A 14190-nucleotide genomic window follows, 5' to 3' on the forward strand; every position below is an offset into this window, starting at 1 on the left:
TCCCAGGGCAGAGATTAACAACTTGCTGAAATTGCACGATAGTGTGACTAGCAGAAGCTCACAGCAACGTTTTTAGTAAACTTCCACATGCCAACGGTGTTCTTTTTTCATGGAGCGGCGCATTTCTTCCCAATTGAGACCACGCTTCTCTGCTTCGGCGGTAAAGGTTTCGTCAATGGGGGGTTGCATGCCCTTGAGACCACACATATAAACATGGGTATTGGGTTTTTGAATCATCTCAAAGAGTTCATCAGCATATTCGCTAACGCGGCTTTGAACGTAAACCTTGCCACCATCGGCGGTCTTTTGTTCGCGGCTAATGGCGTAGGTTAGGCGGAAGTTGTCAGGATTTTCCGCGGCCATTTTTTCGAAGTCGTCTTTATAAAGGATATTGGCAGTGTAGGGGACACCGAAGATGAGCCATGCCTTGCCTTTAAATTTGTAGTCTTCGTGCTGCTCTTTGAACATCCGCCAGAGGAAAGCCCGGAAAGGTGCAATCCCAGTGCCGGTAGCGAGCATGACGACAGTTGCGTCTTCGTCATCGGGTAGCAGCATTTCTTTGCCAACAGGGCCAGTGATCTTGACGTCATCTGTGCCGACAGGAAGATTACAGAGATAGGTGGAGCACACACCATAAACTGTTTCGCCAGATTCGGGATCTTGGTATTCGAGTTGACGAACACAGAGGGAGACGGTCTTGTTGTCTTCCATATCGCCATGACGGGTAGAGGCGATGGAATAGAGTCTGAGCTTGTGGGGTTTCCCGTTTTTGTCTTCACCGGGAGGAATAATCCCAATACTTTGACCTTCTAGGTAGCGCAGATCGCCTTCGGAAATATCGAAGGTTACGTGACGCACGGTGCCGCTGCCGCCTTCGTCAACAAGCTCGTAGTTTTCGATACATTTGCCGAGGAAGGGAGTCTTCGGGCGATAGATATTAACTGGAACTGAGGTGTCAGTGGTTTTGGGGTGAACGATTTTTGTTGAAGAAGCCATAGGAGATTGTGCAGATGCTTGGGCGGAGGACTGGCCTTCACTCACAATCTGGGCTGCATCTTCTGCGGGACGGATACTAACGATTTTGCCTCCCAGTTTGGTAATGCGTTGCATTTCCTGGTTCATTCTGGCATAGGGCACAGTAATAAATGTGGTGCCACTTTTACGAACGAGGGAGTTTTCGTTACGACCGTCGCCACCCAGACCAACAACTTCGTAGATAAACAGACGATTGGCGTAGGATTGATTTCCAGTAGAGTTTGCTGTGCTAGTGATACCGTACATTATGTGCAGTTTCCCAATTATTTTGATTTATCAGTTTTTTTGATCTTAAAGGGGGTGGATCGTCGGTACAAACCGCTTTTTCCCGCTTTAGAGTCAAGATTATAAGGGCTTTACTCCATTTAGACTATCATTGTGCTGCCCATGCTTTACTGAATGGGGCGGGAAGTGCGACTGATTTTGATGTATCAGAATTGGGATGGCAAGGTCACTGGAAACACGATCTTAGCCGGGCTCGGTTCCTTGGAGTTAGTTAGTGCAAGATTGTGAGTCAAGGAAGTTTAGAAAAGCATTTTAGGGATGTTTCTCTAGGGGTTTTGTGATGGCTGTTGCATTCTTCTTGGGGCTTTGTAAGGGGATCTTCATAGAGGTAATCTTTTTAGATTTTCTTTAGATTTTTTTGAAGTGGATTAGAACAGGGCGATCGCCTTTGCTGGGGAATTGTGATAGCAAAATATAATCAAACGGCGGTAATCCGTTGAAGATTTAGGGGGATATGTCACAATGAGGGGCGAAACTCTTTGACCATTGGTGTCTATTTAGAACAGCCCAAACAGAGCAACTCGCCCCAAGCAATTCCGAAAAATGCCCTTGGTCAACTGTGCGCTGTCACCCAAAATTTGTTGGGAAATTTGACATCAATGGATGTGTAACTTAGAAAGCAAGAATCCTAGGCATTCGTAATGGAACCGCTTTATCAATATGCATGGTTGATTCCGGTGCTGCCTCTGTTGGGGGCAATGGTTATCGGGATCGGCTTAATCTCCTTAAACAAATTCACGAACAAGCTACGGCAACTCAATGCGGTATTTGTTCTGTCGCTCATCGGCACTTCGATGGCCCTCTCTTTTGGGCTACTCTGGAGTCAAATTCAGGGTCATGAAGCCTTTACCTACACCCTAGAATGGGCGGCGGCAGGCGATTTTCATCTGCAGATGGGCTATACCGTGGATCACCTGAGTGCCTTGATGTCGGTGATCGTAACCACGGTGGCCTTACTGGTGATGATTTACACCGATGGTTACATGGCCCACGATCCGGGTTATGTCCGTTTTTATGCTTATTTGAGCATTTTTAGCTCGTCGATGTTGGGCTTGGTGTTTAGCCCAAACCTTGTGCAGGTTTACATTTTCTGGGAATTGGTGGGGATGTGTTCCTACCTCCTGATTGGCTTCTGGTATGACCGCAAGGCGGCGGCCGATGCTTGCCAAAAGGCTTTTGTCACAAACCGTGTCGGCGATTTTGGTCTCTTGCTAGGGATGCTCGGTCTCTATTGGGCCACGGGCAGTTTTGAGTTTGATCTGATGGGCGATCGCCTGGTGGATCTCGTCTCGACGGGGCAAATCAGCTCCCTCCTGGCCATTGTCTTTGCTGTACTGGTCTTCCTTGGCCCTGTGGCTAAATCCGCCCAATTTCCGCTCCATGTGTGGCTCCCCGATGCCATGGAAGGGCCAACCCCTATTTCCGCTTTGATCCACGCGGCGACCATGGTTGCCGCTGGAGTGTTCCTCGTGGCGCGGATGTATCCCGTGTTTGAGCCGATCCCAGAGGCGATGAATGTCATTGCCTGGACAGGAGCGACCACCGCTTTCCTGGGGGCAACCATTGCCTTAACCCAAAACGACATCAAAAAAGGTCTTGCTTATTCCACCATGTCCCAGTTGGGCTACATGGTGATGGCCATGGGAATCGGTGGCTACACCGCTGGGTTGTTTCACCTGATGACCCATGCCTACTTCAAAGCGATGCTCTTCTTGGGTTCCGGTTCTGTCATCCATGGCATGGAAGAGGTGGTCGGTCATAATGCTGTGCTGGCCCAGGATATGCGGCTGATGGGTGGCCTGCGAAAATATATGCCTATCACTGCCACAACGTTTCTCATTGGCACCCTCGCTATCTGTGGGATCCCGCCTTTTGCTGGTTTCTGGTCGAAGGACGAAATTTTGGGCCTGGCATTTGAGGCTAATCCAGTGCTCTGGTTCATTGGTTGGGCCACCGCTGGCATGACCGCTTTTTATATGTTCCGGATGTACTTCCTGACCTTTGAAGGGGAGTTTCGCGGCACGGATCAGCAACTGCAAGAAAAGCTCCTGACAGCGGCAGGTCAAGCCCCCGAAGAAGGCCACCATGGCTCTAAGCCCCACGAGTCTCCTTTGACGATGACTTTCCCTTTGATGGCTTTGGCGGTTCCGTCGGTATTGATTGGTTTGCTGGGGGTTCCCTGGGGTAATCGGTTTGAAGCTTTTGTCTTTTCTCCCAACGAAGCAGCAGAGGCCGCTGAGCATGGTTTTGAATTGACAGAATTTTTGATCATGGGTGGTAATTCTGTGGGGATCGCCCTCATTGGGATTACCATCGCCTCGCTGATGTATCTCCAGCAGAGAATTGATCCGGCTCGTTTGGCCGAAAAATTCCCGGTGTTGTATCAGTTGTCTTTGAACAAATGGTACTTCGACGATATCTACAACAATGTTTTTGTGATGGGTACCCGGCGCTTAGCCCGACAAATCCTTGAGGTGGACTATCGCGTCGTCGATGGGGCCGTAAACCTCACGGGGATCGCCACCCTCCTGAGTGGTGAGGGCTTGAAATACATTGAAAATGGACGCGTCCAGTTCTATGCGCTCATTGTGTTTGGGGCGGTACTAGGTTTCGTCATTTTCTTTAGTGTGGCCTAGCCGTCACTATATTCCGAAAGTTGAGAAAATAAAATTCCCCCTTGCCTGAGTGGTGAGGGGTTTTGTTTTTCCTGATAAGATTTGCAGTGGCGTTGTTACAGGGGTTAGCAGAAAAATTATGGCTGGATTTAAACAAGGAACCCAGGTGAAGCTGACACAGTTACCTCCCTATCTCAAGACCGCAGACCCGATGCCGATGTTGCGTCCGGCGGATTTGTTGGTGGTGGGGGCGGTTGGCACCCTAGGCGATCGCCGCCCTGGTGGTTATTGGGCGGTTAAGTTCGAGCGGGGCTCTTTTTTGCTTGAAGAAACCTATCTGGCAGTCGCCACTGGGACGGCCTAAACCTAGGAATTGGGCAGATCGACAGCCGGACTCAGGGGGACAAAATCGCCGTGAATAGTGAGGCCGAGGCACATGGTTTCGCCAGTTTGGATGCGTTTCCCCGTAAGGGCGCAGGTTTCATCCTTTTGGGCGATCGCCTCAAGGGTCGCCCGAATATCTGCTTCGCTAAACTGGGGTCGATAATCCCCTGAGTTGTGATTGACGTAGTTCCAGAGAATATCGCGGATTAGAGCCTGGTATCCTTGGTTTCCAGCGAGTTCCTTGAGTTTATCTTTCAGTTTGCGCTCTAGGCGAATACTGGTGACTTCCATTTCTGTCGTGCTAGTTGCCCGAGTCATAATTTTCGCTGATCCCCTTACATTTAAGACTTTACTAAATATCTGTCCTCGGAATGAGGCAAAATATCAAAAGTTGTAGTGTCAGTGTAGTGAAAATGTTTTAGAAAAAAAAGCGCGATTTGGCTGAATTGTTACTCATTGACAATATCTAAGGCGATCGCCTCCGCCACTTTGACCCCATCAATGGCTGCCGAGAGAATGCCCCCTGCATAACCAGCTCCCTCCCCCGCAGGATAGAGGCCCTGGGTATTAATACTTTGGTAATCTTTGCCCCGTTTAATGCGAATTGGCGAAGAGGTGCGCGTTTCCACCCCCGTTAACATCGCCTCAGCCATGGCAAATCCCTTAATTTGTTTGTCAAAGGCAGGTAGAGCTTCCCGAATTGCTTCGATGGCGTAGTCTGGGAGCGCACTGCTGAGATCCGTTAGCTTAACTCCCGGTGCGTAGGAAGGCTTAACTTTACCCAACGACTCAGAAGAACAACCCACGAGAAAATCTCCCACCAATTGACCCGGCGCACTGTAATCGCCGCCACCCAGTTCAAAGGCTCTGGCTTCTAATTTTCGTTGGAGATCAATGCCTGCGAGGGGATGACCTGGAAAATCCTCTTCTGGAGTAATGCCAACAACAATCCCTGCATTGGCGTTACGTTCGTTGCGGGAATATTGGCTCATGCCGTTGGTGACGACTTTGCCTGCCTCGGAGGTGGCTCCAATCACCAAACCCCCCGGACACATACAAAAGCTATAGACCGAGCGCCCATTTTGACAGTGGTGGACGAGCTTATAATCGGCGGCACCGAGAATCTTATTGCCAGCAAATTCCCCGTAGCGACATTCATCGATCAGGGGTTGAGGGTGTTCGATCCGAAAGCCAATGGAAAAGGGCTTGGGCTCAATGTAAACGCCCTGGTCATGGAGCATCTGGAAGGTATCCCGCGCACTGTGGCCCATAGCCAGCACCACGTGGGAACTGGGGATAAATTCGCCATTTTCGAGGGTGACGCCTTTGACCTGATGGTTTTCTAGTTCGAGGGTTTTGACCTTGCTTTGGAAGCGAATTTCGCCACCCAGGGATTCGATGGTTTTGCGGATGCTTTGGACGATGCCGACGAGCTTAAAGGTGCCAATGTGGGGTTTGGCGATGTAGAGGATTTCGGGATTGGCCCCGGCGGCGACGAATTCTTCGAGGACTTTGCGTTTGTAATGGTGGCGATCGCGCACCTGGCTGTAGAGTTTCCCATCGGAAAACGTCCCTGCGCCTCCTTCCCCAAATTGGGCATTAGATTCGGGGTTAAATTCTCCCTTCTTTTTCCAGAAATTAAAGGTGTCTTTGGTGCGCTCATTGACGGTTTTTCCCCGTTCTAGCACAATCGGCCGAAAGCCCATTTTGGCTAGCATTAATCCCGCAAACATCCCACAAGGCCCCATGCCAATGACGATGGGCCGCGTCGCACAATTTGCCGGTGCTTGGGCCACCATTTTGTAACTCATGTCTGGGGTGGGGAGCACGTGGGGATCTTTTTTGAAGCGTTTTAGCAAAGCTTGATCCTTCGTGGTGTGCACATCAAAGATGTAGACGAGGTAAATATTGCTCTTTTTACGGGCATCGTAGCTGCGTTTGAAAATCTGATATTCCAGCAAGTCATCCGGCTGAATTTTCAACTTCTGGCAAATGGCCTGGGCGATCGCCTCCGGGCTGTGGTCGAGGGGCAGTTTGATTTCCGTAAGACGAAGCATGGCAGTTACTGAAAAAAAAATAGCGGTGATGATCCCTGGGGCCGGGGATTCTTATTAAAAACGAAAAAAATCTTCCCCACAATGGCGAGGAAGACCCGGACTCAATAAACAGAAGATTTAGTCAGCGGCCTTAGATCAACCCCAACCAGCTCAGGACGCCTTCTTTGGTGAATAATTCGATGGCGATCGCAATGATGATCCCGATCATCGCCGCCCGGCCATTGAGCTTCTCGGAATAGAGATTGAAGCCAAACTTCGGATCTTCAAGATTGGGCTTAACGGTGGGTTCTGGAGCTGCCATGGTAAAAACCTCGTCTTATCGAAATTAATGTAATAATTCTTAATGTGTAGTGTAGCGCACAAAAGCCACGGTCGTACATTTCGCTATTTCATGGCTCAATCGTTTTATTCGTCTATTGTCATAGACTTTTACACTTAGTTGTTACCAAGTTTATTCGCCTTAGAAATAGATGGCGATCGCCATTGAGGTTATCCAAAATGCTAGGGCATCTTTACTCTAATTGTTACACGACCAAACTTGCGATCGCCTGCTGATCAGAGGAGCGAAGGGCGAACGGTCACACAACACCTTGGTGCTTAATTCGACAATATTTTTCCAAGTTGATCATTGCGATCGCCCCTATTTTGTATAGCGGGATACATCAGGCTGACCATAATTAAAGGCTAATAAAGCTTAAGTTGAGTGCAGTGATTACATCTAAGCAAGAACACAATATCAATTTGCTCTTTAAGCCCTAGGGTATGGGGTGCTCTACTTGGCAGCATAAATGATCAATTTTTGGAAACAAGAAGGCAATGACGAAAATTTTGATTATTGAGGATGAAGCAGAAACCCGTAATGTTTTCCTTAAGTGCCTAGAATTTGAAGGCTTTAAAACCTGTGCTGCAAGTAATGCTTTAGATGGTATCGAACTGGCATTAAACGAACAACCAAATTTGATTGTGTGTGACATTCTCATGCCCGACATGGATGGCTACTTCGTGTTGTCAAAAATACGCCGCTCACCTAAAACAACCGCGATTCCTTTTATCTTTCTCACTGCCAAAGTTACTATGGCCGAGCTTCGCTATGGTATGCAGCTCGGAGCAGACGATTACCTGACCAAGCCTTGCACGGTTGAACAATTTCTAGGCGCGATTAATGTCCGACTAAAGCGACAACAAGACACGATTGAAAATCACCATCTAGATTCGACAAAAAATAAAACAGTTGTTTCTTCTGGTGCCGAAATCGACTTTCCATTAACAGATATTGATCGCGATTTTTCTTTTCCCTACTCCAGCAATTTAAATCGAGCGTTTGATTTTATTGAAGATCATTACCATCAACCCATTAAAATCAAGGCGATCGCCGAGGAAGTTGGCTATTCTACGTCTTACCTGAGTAACTTAGTCCAGAAGGAAACTGGCTACACAGTCAAACAATGGATTATCGCAAGGCGCATGCTGCAGGCTCGCAAACTATTGAAAAATACAAACAAGCCAATCCATAAAATTGCAGAATTATGTGGCTACCATGATGCTGGCTACTTTACCAACCAATTCCGGCGATTCCATGGAAAAACACCATTAAATTGGCGTTCTGAGCAAATATAGCCTGTCTTCTTGTGGGCTGCCAGGACAGTTTTTCACAAAAACCAACTGAGAATAACATCTTCGGAAAAGACTTTTCTGTAATTGATTTAACAAAAAAAGCAGGATATCAAGGGAGTTGAAAAAACAGCCTAAAAAAATGACATTTTTTCAAAAAAAAATCTAATGTTTATTACGAAAGTGGCTGCTACTATAGACCGCAACTCTTAATAAATAAAAGTACTTTTCTGAGTTTTAGGGCTCTTTCAAAATTCTGCGGTTTTGAAAGTTTAAGTTGTTATTTTTGGGTAGATATAAATTATGACTCTGATTTCAGCACAGCAGGCTTTACAGGGACTAGGGGGTTCCGACTCTTTCGGTGGCAGGCGCTCGAACTTACAGTCTTTGTGTCATGTTTGTGGAAAATACCATGGCGCGAGTGATCACTGGCAGTTTATGCAGACGATGCCCCAAGATCCTGTAGAAATGGTTGATGACCTCGTAAAAATGGGGATTTATAAAGAGAATCAGTTGCGGGCTGCAGAAGGAGTAAATGCCTACGAACTGAGAAAAACTTTATTTTTGAAGCGCATTGGTCGCAGTGATCCAAAGCGAGAGAAGCTGATCTTGGCCCTCTGTAAGCAGGCTGGCGGGATGGAAAATGCTTTTGCGGCGGCCTTTGGGCCCCAAGCTGGTCTATTTTTTGCGGACTCAATTCGTAGTAGTCAACAGACCCGTCGAGAATTTCTGCGGAATATGGCCGTTGGTGCTGCCCTTGTGAGTTTAGCAAGTTGTGGTCAGGATACAACGCCCCCTGCGGCAGACACTCCGGCAGATGCGCCAGTGGGTAATTTGGAGAAAACTGATTTACAGATTGGTTTTATTCCCATTACCTGTGCGACGCCCATTATTATGTCTGAGCCTTTGGGCTTTTACGAAAAGTATGGTTTTAATGCCAAGGTCGTCAAAATGCCGAGCTGGGGGGCCGTCAGAGATTCGGCGATCGCCGGCGAATTAGATGCATATCATATGCTTGCCCCAATGCCGATTGCCATGACTTTAGGTCTTGGTTCCGAAGCCTTTGGCGTGAAACTTGCCAGTATTGAAAATATTAATGGTCAAGCGATCACAGTCGCCGAAAAATATAAGGGTCAAGTGAATGGTCCCGCGGACTTCAAAGGCTTCACTATCGGGGTTCCATTCCCCTACTCGATGCACAATCTCCTGTTGCGTTACTACCTGGCGACGGGCGGCATTGATCCTGATGTGGATGTTCAAATTCGTCCTGTTCCCCCGCCAGATAGTATTGCTCAGTTGGTAGCGGGTGATATCGACGCATACTTGATGCCTGATCCGTTTAACCAGCGGGCCGTGTACGAAGGTGCAGGCTTTATCCACATGTTGACTAAAGAAATTTGGCCAGGTCATCCTTGTTGCGCTTTTGCCGCGAGTGATCAGTGGATTGACGCCAACCCCAATACCTTCCGTGCCCTTAACAAGTCCATTATCGAAGCGGCTGCTTACGCTCAAGTCCCTGAAAATCGTCCAGAAATTGCCAGAGCGATTTCCGAGCGGGCCTTCCTTAACCAGCCTGTGGAAGTTGTCGAAGCAGTTCTCACTGGCAAGTTTGACGATGGTAATGGCAATAGCCTTGATATTCCTGACCGAATCGGCTTTGATCCCTATCCTTGGCAGAGTTTTGCAAACTGGATTTCTTCCCAGCTTGTGCGTTGGGATCTTCAGGGTGACGGATTGGCTCCCACAATTATTCCTGAGACTGGCTATGACACTGTTGGTACAGATGTCTTCCTCACCGATTTAGCAAGAGAACTGGCAACTGAGCTTGGTCAGACACCGCCCACTGAGATCTATCGCGAGGAGACCCTCAAATTTGACACCTTCGATCCCGCTGATCCTGCGGCTTATGTGCAACAGCAAATCGATGAATATGGCGTGTAATTTTTAGGAGGTTTTTTATTATGGCAGTCACAAGTAAACGACTACCAACATCAGCTTACGCTAGGCCGAAAGAGTCCCTTTGGCAAAATGAGAATTTTCTCGCATTTGCACTATTTGTTGCTTCCCTTATTGTCTTTTTAGGAGGATGGGAAATCAGTGCTCGCATAGGAATCCTTGCGAATATGCCTACTGCTTCTTTGACTCTCAAGGAGTTGTGGTGGTGGACAACCAATCCTTTTTTCGACAATGGGCCTAACGACCTGGGCATTGGCTGGAATTTGTTAATCAGTTTGCGACGGGTGGCGATCGGCTACCTTGCGGCTTCTTGTGTCGCTGTTCCCCTCGGAATCTTGATTGGTATTTCACCGATCGCCAGAAAAGGTTTTAACCCATTCATTCAGTTGTTAAAACCCGTATCTCCCCTAGCGTGGTTACCTCTTGGTTTATATGTCTTGCGCGATTCTGAGCAAACAGGTGTTTTTATCATCTTCATTTCCAGTATTTGGCCGACTTTGATCAACACGTCTTTCGGTGTGGCAAATGTTAGTAAAGAATATTTGGATGTGGCAAAAACCCTGGGGGCTTCGAGTTTCCGCACTATTTTTAAAGTGATTATTCCTGCTGCTCTGCCCAACATCTTGTCGGGTTTAAGGATCAGTATGGGGATTGCTTGGCTGGTCATTGTGGCAGCAGAAATGTTGCTGGGTACAGGTTTAGGCTACTTCATCTGGAATGAGTGGAATAACCTTTATATTCCGAACATTTTGGTGGCGATTCTGATCATCGGTTTAGTTGGTCTCATTCTGGATAGTTGCTTTGCGGCTGTCGAAAAATTTGTTGCATTTGGTCGAAAATAATGAGTGTTACTCCTGTGCATTACGCAACTCCCCTAACGCCGGAAGATACTTTTTCGGATACGGCTCAACTTTCAATTCGTAATTTAACCAAAGTCTTCCACGGTAAACAAAGTTTATTGGGTAAGGTTACTGGTAAAAAATCGAGAGATTATGTGGCGATCGAGGATATTAGCCTCGATATTGAACCGAACACTTTTGTGTCAATTATTGGGCCTTCGGGCTGTGGTAAGTCCACGTTGCTGGATATGATCGCGGGTTTGTCGCCTGTCACTTCTGGTGAGATTCGTCTTAATGGCGTACCGATTACTGGGCCAGGGCCTGATCGCGGCATGGTGTTTCAAAGTTATGCACTGATGCCTTGGATGACAGTGGAGGAAAATCTCTACTTTGCGGTGGAAACGGTTTATCCGGATATGCCGAAAAAGCAAATTAAGCGCACGATTAAAGAGCATATTCAGCTTGTGGGTTTAACGGGTGCGGAGAAAAAGCATCCCCATCAGATTTCTGGTGGTATGAAACAGCGGGTCGGTATTGCCCGTGCTCTGGCGATTAATCCCCAAATTTTATTGATGGATGAGCCGTTCGGAGCATTGGATGCGCTAACGCGTGGGTTCTTGCAGGATGAGATTGAACGCATCTGGGAGCGGGAACGGAAAACGGTAATTATGATTACCCACAGTATTGATGAGGCTTTATTGCTTTCTGATCGGATCATTATGATGACCCGTGGCCCGGCTGCTGGTGTGGACGAAATCTTGGATGTGCCTTTCCCTCGTCCTCGTAATCGTGAGGAGCTGGATCAGTATCCGGAATATCACGATCTGAAGGTTGAAATGGAGAGTCATCTTTCTCGCGAAACCCGCGCGGTTGAGGCGGCAAGAATTAGTCGTTAAGCGACATGATTCGATTTGGTTACGTTGTAAATTTTGATTTTTTAGAGGATTTAAAGAATGGCAATTTCTGAGGTTACAGAGAAGCTTTTAGCTGCGAAAAAGGCTGCTGGTATTTCCTTTGCAGATTTGGAAGCGAAAGTCGGTTGTGATGAGGTTTGGATTGCTTCCGTGGTCTACCGTCAGGCCAGTGCCTCTTTAGAAGAAGCAACCAAGATTGTGCAAGCGATTGGGGCGGATGAGTCTCTAATTGAGCCGTTGACCGAATGTCCTTTGAAGGGTTCGCTTGAGCCTGTTATTCCGACTGATCCTCTCATCTATCGTTTCTACGAAATCATGCAGGTTTACGGTATGCCCATTAAAGCGATTGTCCATGAGAAATTCGGCGATGGCATCATGAGTGCGATTGATTTTTCCATTGATGTTGAGTGCGAAGAAGATCCCAAAGGCGATCGCGTTAAGGTGATCATGTGCGGTAAGTTCTTGCCCTACAAGAAATGGTAAGTGGAGCTCCTGCTATGAATTAATGGCGTTTGCATGGATCGGGGCTGTTAGTGATTGGCTGGCAGCCTCTTTTTTAAACAGAATTTGTGTTGAGGCTTTGAAATATGACATCGACTCCAAAAAAGTTAATCCCTCCTTTTGATCGAGAAACGGCGATCGCCAAAGTGCGGATGGCAGAAAATGCGTGGAATGGTCGCGATCCGGATAAAGTGTGCATGGCCTATACAGAAGATAGTTTTTGGCGCAACCGTGCTGAAATTTTTCAAGGTCGGGAAAATATCCGTGAATTTCTGCGCCGCAAGTGGGATAAAGAGCTAAATTATCGTCTCGTCAAAGAAATGTGGGCCTTCGACGAAAACCGGATTGCGGTACGCTTTCAATACGAATGGCAAGATGATGCAGGGCAATGGTATCGCGCCTATGGCAACGAAAATTGGGAGTTTGACGAAAATGGTTTAATGCGTCGCCGAGAAGCCAGTATTAACGACAAACCCATTGCCGAATCTGAGCGCCGCTTTTTTTGGGATGCCCCTGGCGATCGCCCCCTCGATCATCCCGGATTGATTAATTCCCCTGAATAAATACAAAATTTTCAGCGTTCCCATCATCTGCAAGCGGTAATCAGCCCATTGATTCACATCAGTCTGAGTTGACTCAATGGGTAACGGCAGCCGAGTGATAGAGTCAGTCATAATACTCTCTACTGTACTGATGTCGAGGATAATAACGTTTCTTGTCTAAACCATTTGCCCAAGAATTAAAACAGCTCCGTCGCCAGCACCAACTCATTTTAAATGCCGTTGGCGAAGGGGTTTATGGCCTTGATTTAGATGGCAATGTGACCTTTATTAATCCCGCTGCCGCTAAGATGATTGACTGGCCAGTGACAGAGTTGGTCGGCAAGTCAATGCATACGGTATTGCACCATTCCCATGTGGATGGTTCGCCCTATCCCCGTGAAGATTGCCCAATTTATGCCGCCCTCAAAGATGGTAGTACCCATCGCGTGATTTCCGATGTATTTTGGCGCAAAGATGGCACCAGTTTTCCGGTGGAATATATCAGCACCCCCATGAAAGATGAAGACGGCACTTTAATTGGGGCTGTTGTCACATTTCAAGATATTAGTCAGCGGCGTTGGGCAGAAAAAATTCTTGAACAGGCCAATGAAGATTTAGAGCAAAAAATTCAAGAGCGGACCCAAAAGTTGCAACGAGCCAATCAACAGCTAAGGGAACTTAGCGAAATGCGTTCACGCTTCATCACCATGGTTTGTCATGAATTTCGTAATCCCCTTAATAACATCACCCTGTCTGTTTCTTCCCTGAAACGTTATGACACCCATCTTTCCTTAGCAGAAAAAGCAGGTTATCTTTCTAGTATTAATGCGAATGTTGAGCGCATGACTCAAATCATTGACGATATTTTAGTGATTGGTAGGATTGAAGCCAAAGTTTTAGAAGTTAACCGAACAAAAGTTGATGTAGTGGCATTTTGCCGTCGGTTATTAGAGGAAGGAGAATTTATTCGTCAGTCTGATCCCATTAAATTGATTTGCCCCAGCCATTCGATTATCACTGAGCTTGACGAACGCTTACTCTACTCAATTTTAGGAAATTTACTTGCCAATGCGATTCGTTACACCCACGCGAGTGGCGCAATCACTTTGAGCTTAAGAAAGTGGAAACAAATACTAATTATCAAAGTCCAAGATGAAGGGATTGGCATTGCCTTAAAAGATCGAAAATATCTTTTCGAACCGTTTCATCGGGGTTGTAATACCAGTAATATTCCTGGTACAGGACTAGGGCTAAGTATCGTTAAACAGTTTGTGGATCTCCTTGGAGGCAATATTCATGTGTCCAGCCGAATCAATAAAGGAACGACTTTTACTGTGAGATTACCAATGTTCAATAACAGTAAAAACAATATTTCGACTTCCACCAATTAATTAAAATCAAAAAATATCATCTTAATCATCTTGAGTCTATGAAAAAAAAATCCTGTCAAC

General features: G+C 46.9%; 14 protein-coding genes. 10 read left to right on the top strand and 4 right to left on the bottom strand.

The genetic code is table 11. The features are described 5' to 3' along the window. Positions 1–72: 72 nt before the first annotated feature. On the bottom strand, positions 73–1281 hold the full coding sequence (petH, locus tag AWQ23_RS04430; protein WP_012306481.1) for a ferredoxin--NADP reductase: 1209 nt from the start codon (positions 1279–1281) through the stop codon (positions 73–75). A gap of 518 nt (positions 1282–1799) precedes the next feature. Here petH and AWQ23_RS16425 point away from each other — a divergent pair. The 3 genes from AWQ23_RS16425 (at position 1800) to sipA (ending at position 4299) form a co-directional block, all read left to right on the top strand. Next, a complete protein-coding gene (locus AWQ23_RS16425; RefSeq protein WP_254903390.1) occupies positions 1800–1931 on the top strand; it encodes a hypothetical protein in 132 nt (43 codons plus the stop codon). A gap of 30 nt (positions 1932–1961) precedes the next feature. Continuing rightward, positions 1962–3956, top strand: a complete 1995-nt coding sequence (locus AWQ23_RS04435) for an NAD(P)H-quinone oxidoreductase subunit 5 (protein WP_062432957.1) — start codon at positions 1962–1964, stop codon at positions 3954–3956. A gap of 118 nt (positions 3957–4074) precedes the next feature. Continuing rightward, complete coding sequence (gene sipA, locus AWQ23_RS04440; protein ID WP_062432960.1) at positions 4075–4299, top strand: regulatory protein SipA; 225 nt, start codon at positions 4075–4077, stop codon at positions 4297–4299. Between the two features lie 2 nt (positions 4300–4301). On the opposite strand, the gene AWQ23_RS04445 is transcribed toward sipA, so the two are convergent. The 3 genes from AWQ23_RS04445 to AWQ23_RS16160 form a co-directional block, all read right to left on the bottom strand. Continuing rightward, positions 4302–4637 carry a hypothetical protein gene (locus tag AWQ23_RS04445; RefSeq protein ID WP_030007557.1) on the bottom strand — a complete coding sequence of 112 codons (336 nt, stop codon included), beginning with the start codon at positions 4635–4637 and terminating at the stop codon, positions 4302–4304. A 131-nt stretch (positions 4638–4768) separates the two neighbouring features. Continuing rightward, a complete protein-coding gene (locus AWQ23_RS04450; protein WP_062432963.1) occupies positions 4769–6376 on the bottom strand; it encodes an NAD(P)/FAD-dependent oxidoreductase in 1608 nt (535 codons plus the stop codon). A gap of 130 nt (positions 6377–6506) precedes the next feature. Beyond that, a complete protein-coding gene (locus AWQ23_RS16160; RefSeq protein ID WP_012306486.1) occupies positions 6507–6677 on the bottom strand; it encodes a hypothetical protein in 171 nt (56 codons plus the stop codon). A 515-nt stretch (positions 6678–7192) separates the two neighbouring features. Here AWQ23_RS16160 and AWQ23_RS04455 point away from each other — a divergent pair. The 7 genes from AWQ23_RS04455 to AWQ23_RS04485 all read left to right on the top strand — a co-directional run bounded on the left by AWQ23_RS04455 (position 7193) and on the right by AWQ23_RS04485 (position 14130). After that, a complete protein-coding gene (locus tag AWQ23_RS04455; RefSeq protein ID WP_012306487.1) occupies positions 7193–7993 on the top strand; it encodes a response regulator in 801 nt (266 codons plus the stop codon). A gap of 297 nt (positions 7994–8290) precedes the next feature. Next, positions 8291–9928, top strand: a complete 1638-nt coding sequence (locus tag AWQ23_RS04460; RefSeq protein WP_062432966.1) for an ABC transporter substrate-binding protein — start codon at positions 8291–8293, stop codon at positions 9926–9928. A gap of 20 nt (positions 9929–9948) precedes the next feature. After that, positions 9949–10785, top strand: coding sequence for a nitrate ABC transporter permease (gene ntrB / locus AWQ23_RS04465; RefSeq protein WP_012306489.1), 837 nt, complete (start codon positions 9949–9951; stop codon positions 10783–10785). Then, complete coding sequence (locus AWQ23_RS04470; protein WP_062432969.1) at positions 10785–11678, top strand: ABC transporter ATP-binding protein; 894 nt, start codon at positions 10785–10787, stop codon at positions 11676–11678. Before ntrB ends, AWQ23_RS04470 begins: the two co-directional genes overlap by 1 nt. Before the next feature lie 57 nt (positions 11679–11735). Beyond that, positions 11736–12179 (top strand): cyanase, encoded by a 444-nt coding sequence (gene cynS, locus AWQ23_RS04475; RefSeq protein WP_062432972.1) that lies wholly within the window; start codon positions 11736–11738, stop codon positions 12177–12179. Positions 12180–12283: 104 nt separating this feature from the next. Then, entirely contained in the window at positions 12284–12760 is a 477-nt protein-coding gene (locus AWQ23_RS04480) for a nuclear transport factor 2 family protein (protein ID WP_062432975.1), read from the top strand. Between the two features lie 152 nt (positions 12761–12912). Next, positions 12913–14130: a HAMP domain-containing sensor histidine kinase gene (locus tag AWQ23_RS04485; protein WP_062432978.1), complete on the top strand. Its 1218-nt coding sequence runs from the start codon at positions 12913–12915 to the stop codon at positions 14128–14130. The last annotated feature ends 60 nt before the right edge of the window (positions 14131–14190 follow it).

The sequence above is a fragment of the Picosynechococcus sp. PCC 73109 genome (assembly GCF_001521855.1).
GTDB lineage: Bacteria > Cyanobacteriota > Cyanobacteriia > Cyanobacteriales > MRBY01 > MRBY01.

Excerpts from the sequence above, each read along its gene's own strand:
- petH (WP_012306481.1), bottom strand. The coding sequence starts at position 1,281 with ATGTACGGTATCACTAGCACAGCAAACTCTACTGGAAATCAATCCTAC.
- AWQ23_RS04435 (WP_062432957.1), top strand. The coding sequence starts at position 1,962 with ATGGAACCGCTTTATCAATATGCATGGTTGATTCCGGTGCTGCCTCTG.
- sipA (WP_062432960.1), top strand. The coding sequence starts at position 4,075 with ATGGCTGGATTTAAACAAGGAACCCAGGTGAAGCTGACACAGTTACCT.
- AWQ23_RS04445 (WP_030007557.1), bottom strand. The coding sequence starts at position 4,637 with ATGACTCGGGCAACTAGCACGACAGAAATGGAAGTCACCAGTATTCGC.
- AWQ23_RS04450 (WP_062432963.1), bottom strand. The coding sequence starts at position 6,376 with ATGCTTCGTCTTACGGAAATCAAACTGCCCCTCGACCACAGCCCGGAG.
- AWQ23_RS16160 (WP_012306486.1), bottom strand. The coding sequence starts at position 6,677 with ATGGCAGCTCCAGAACCCACCGTTAAGCCCAATCTTGAAGATCCGAAG.
- AWQ23_RS04455 (WP_012306487.1), top strand. The coding sequence starts at position 7,193 with ATGACGAAAATTTTGATTATTGAGGATGAAGCAGAAACCCGTAATGTT.
- AWQ23_RS04460 (WP_062432966.1), top strand. The coding sequence starts at position 8,291 with ATGACTCTGATTTCAGCACAGCAGGCTTTACAGGGACTAGGGGGTTCC.
- ntrB (WP_012306489.1), top strand. The coding sequence starts at position 9,949 with ATGGCAGTCACAAGTAAACGACTACCAACATCAGCTTACGCTAGGCCG.
- AWQ23_RS04470 (WP_062432969.1), top strand. The coding sequence starts at position 10,785 with ATGAGTGTTACTCCTGTGCATTACGCAACTCCCCTAACGCCGGAAGAT.
- cynS (WP_062432972.1), top strand. The coding sequence starts at position 11,736 with ATGGCAATTTCTGAGGTTACAGAGAAGCTTTTAGCTGCGAAAAAGGCT.
- AWQ23_RS04480 (WP_062432975.1), top strand. The coding sequence starts at position 12,284 with ATGACATCGACTCCAAAAAAGTTAATCCCTCCTTTTGATCGAGAAACG.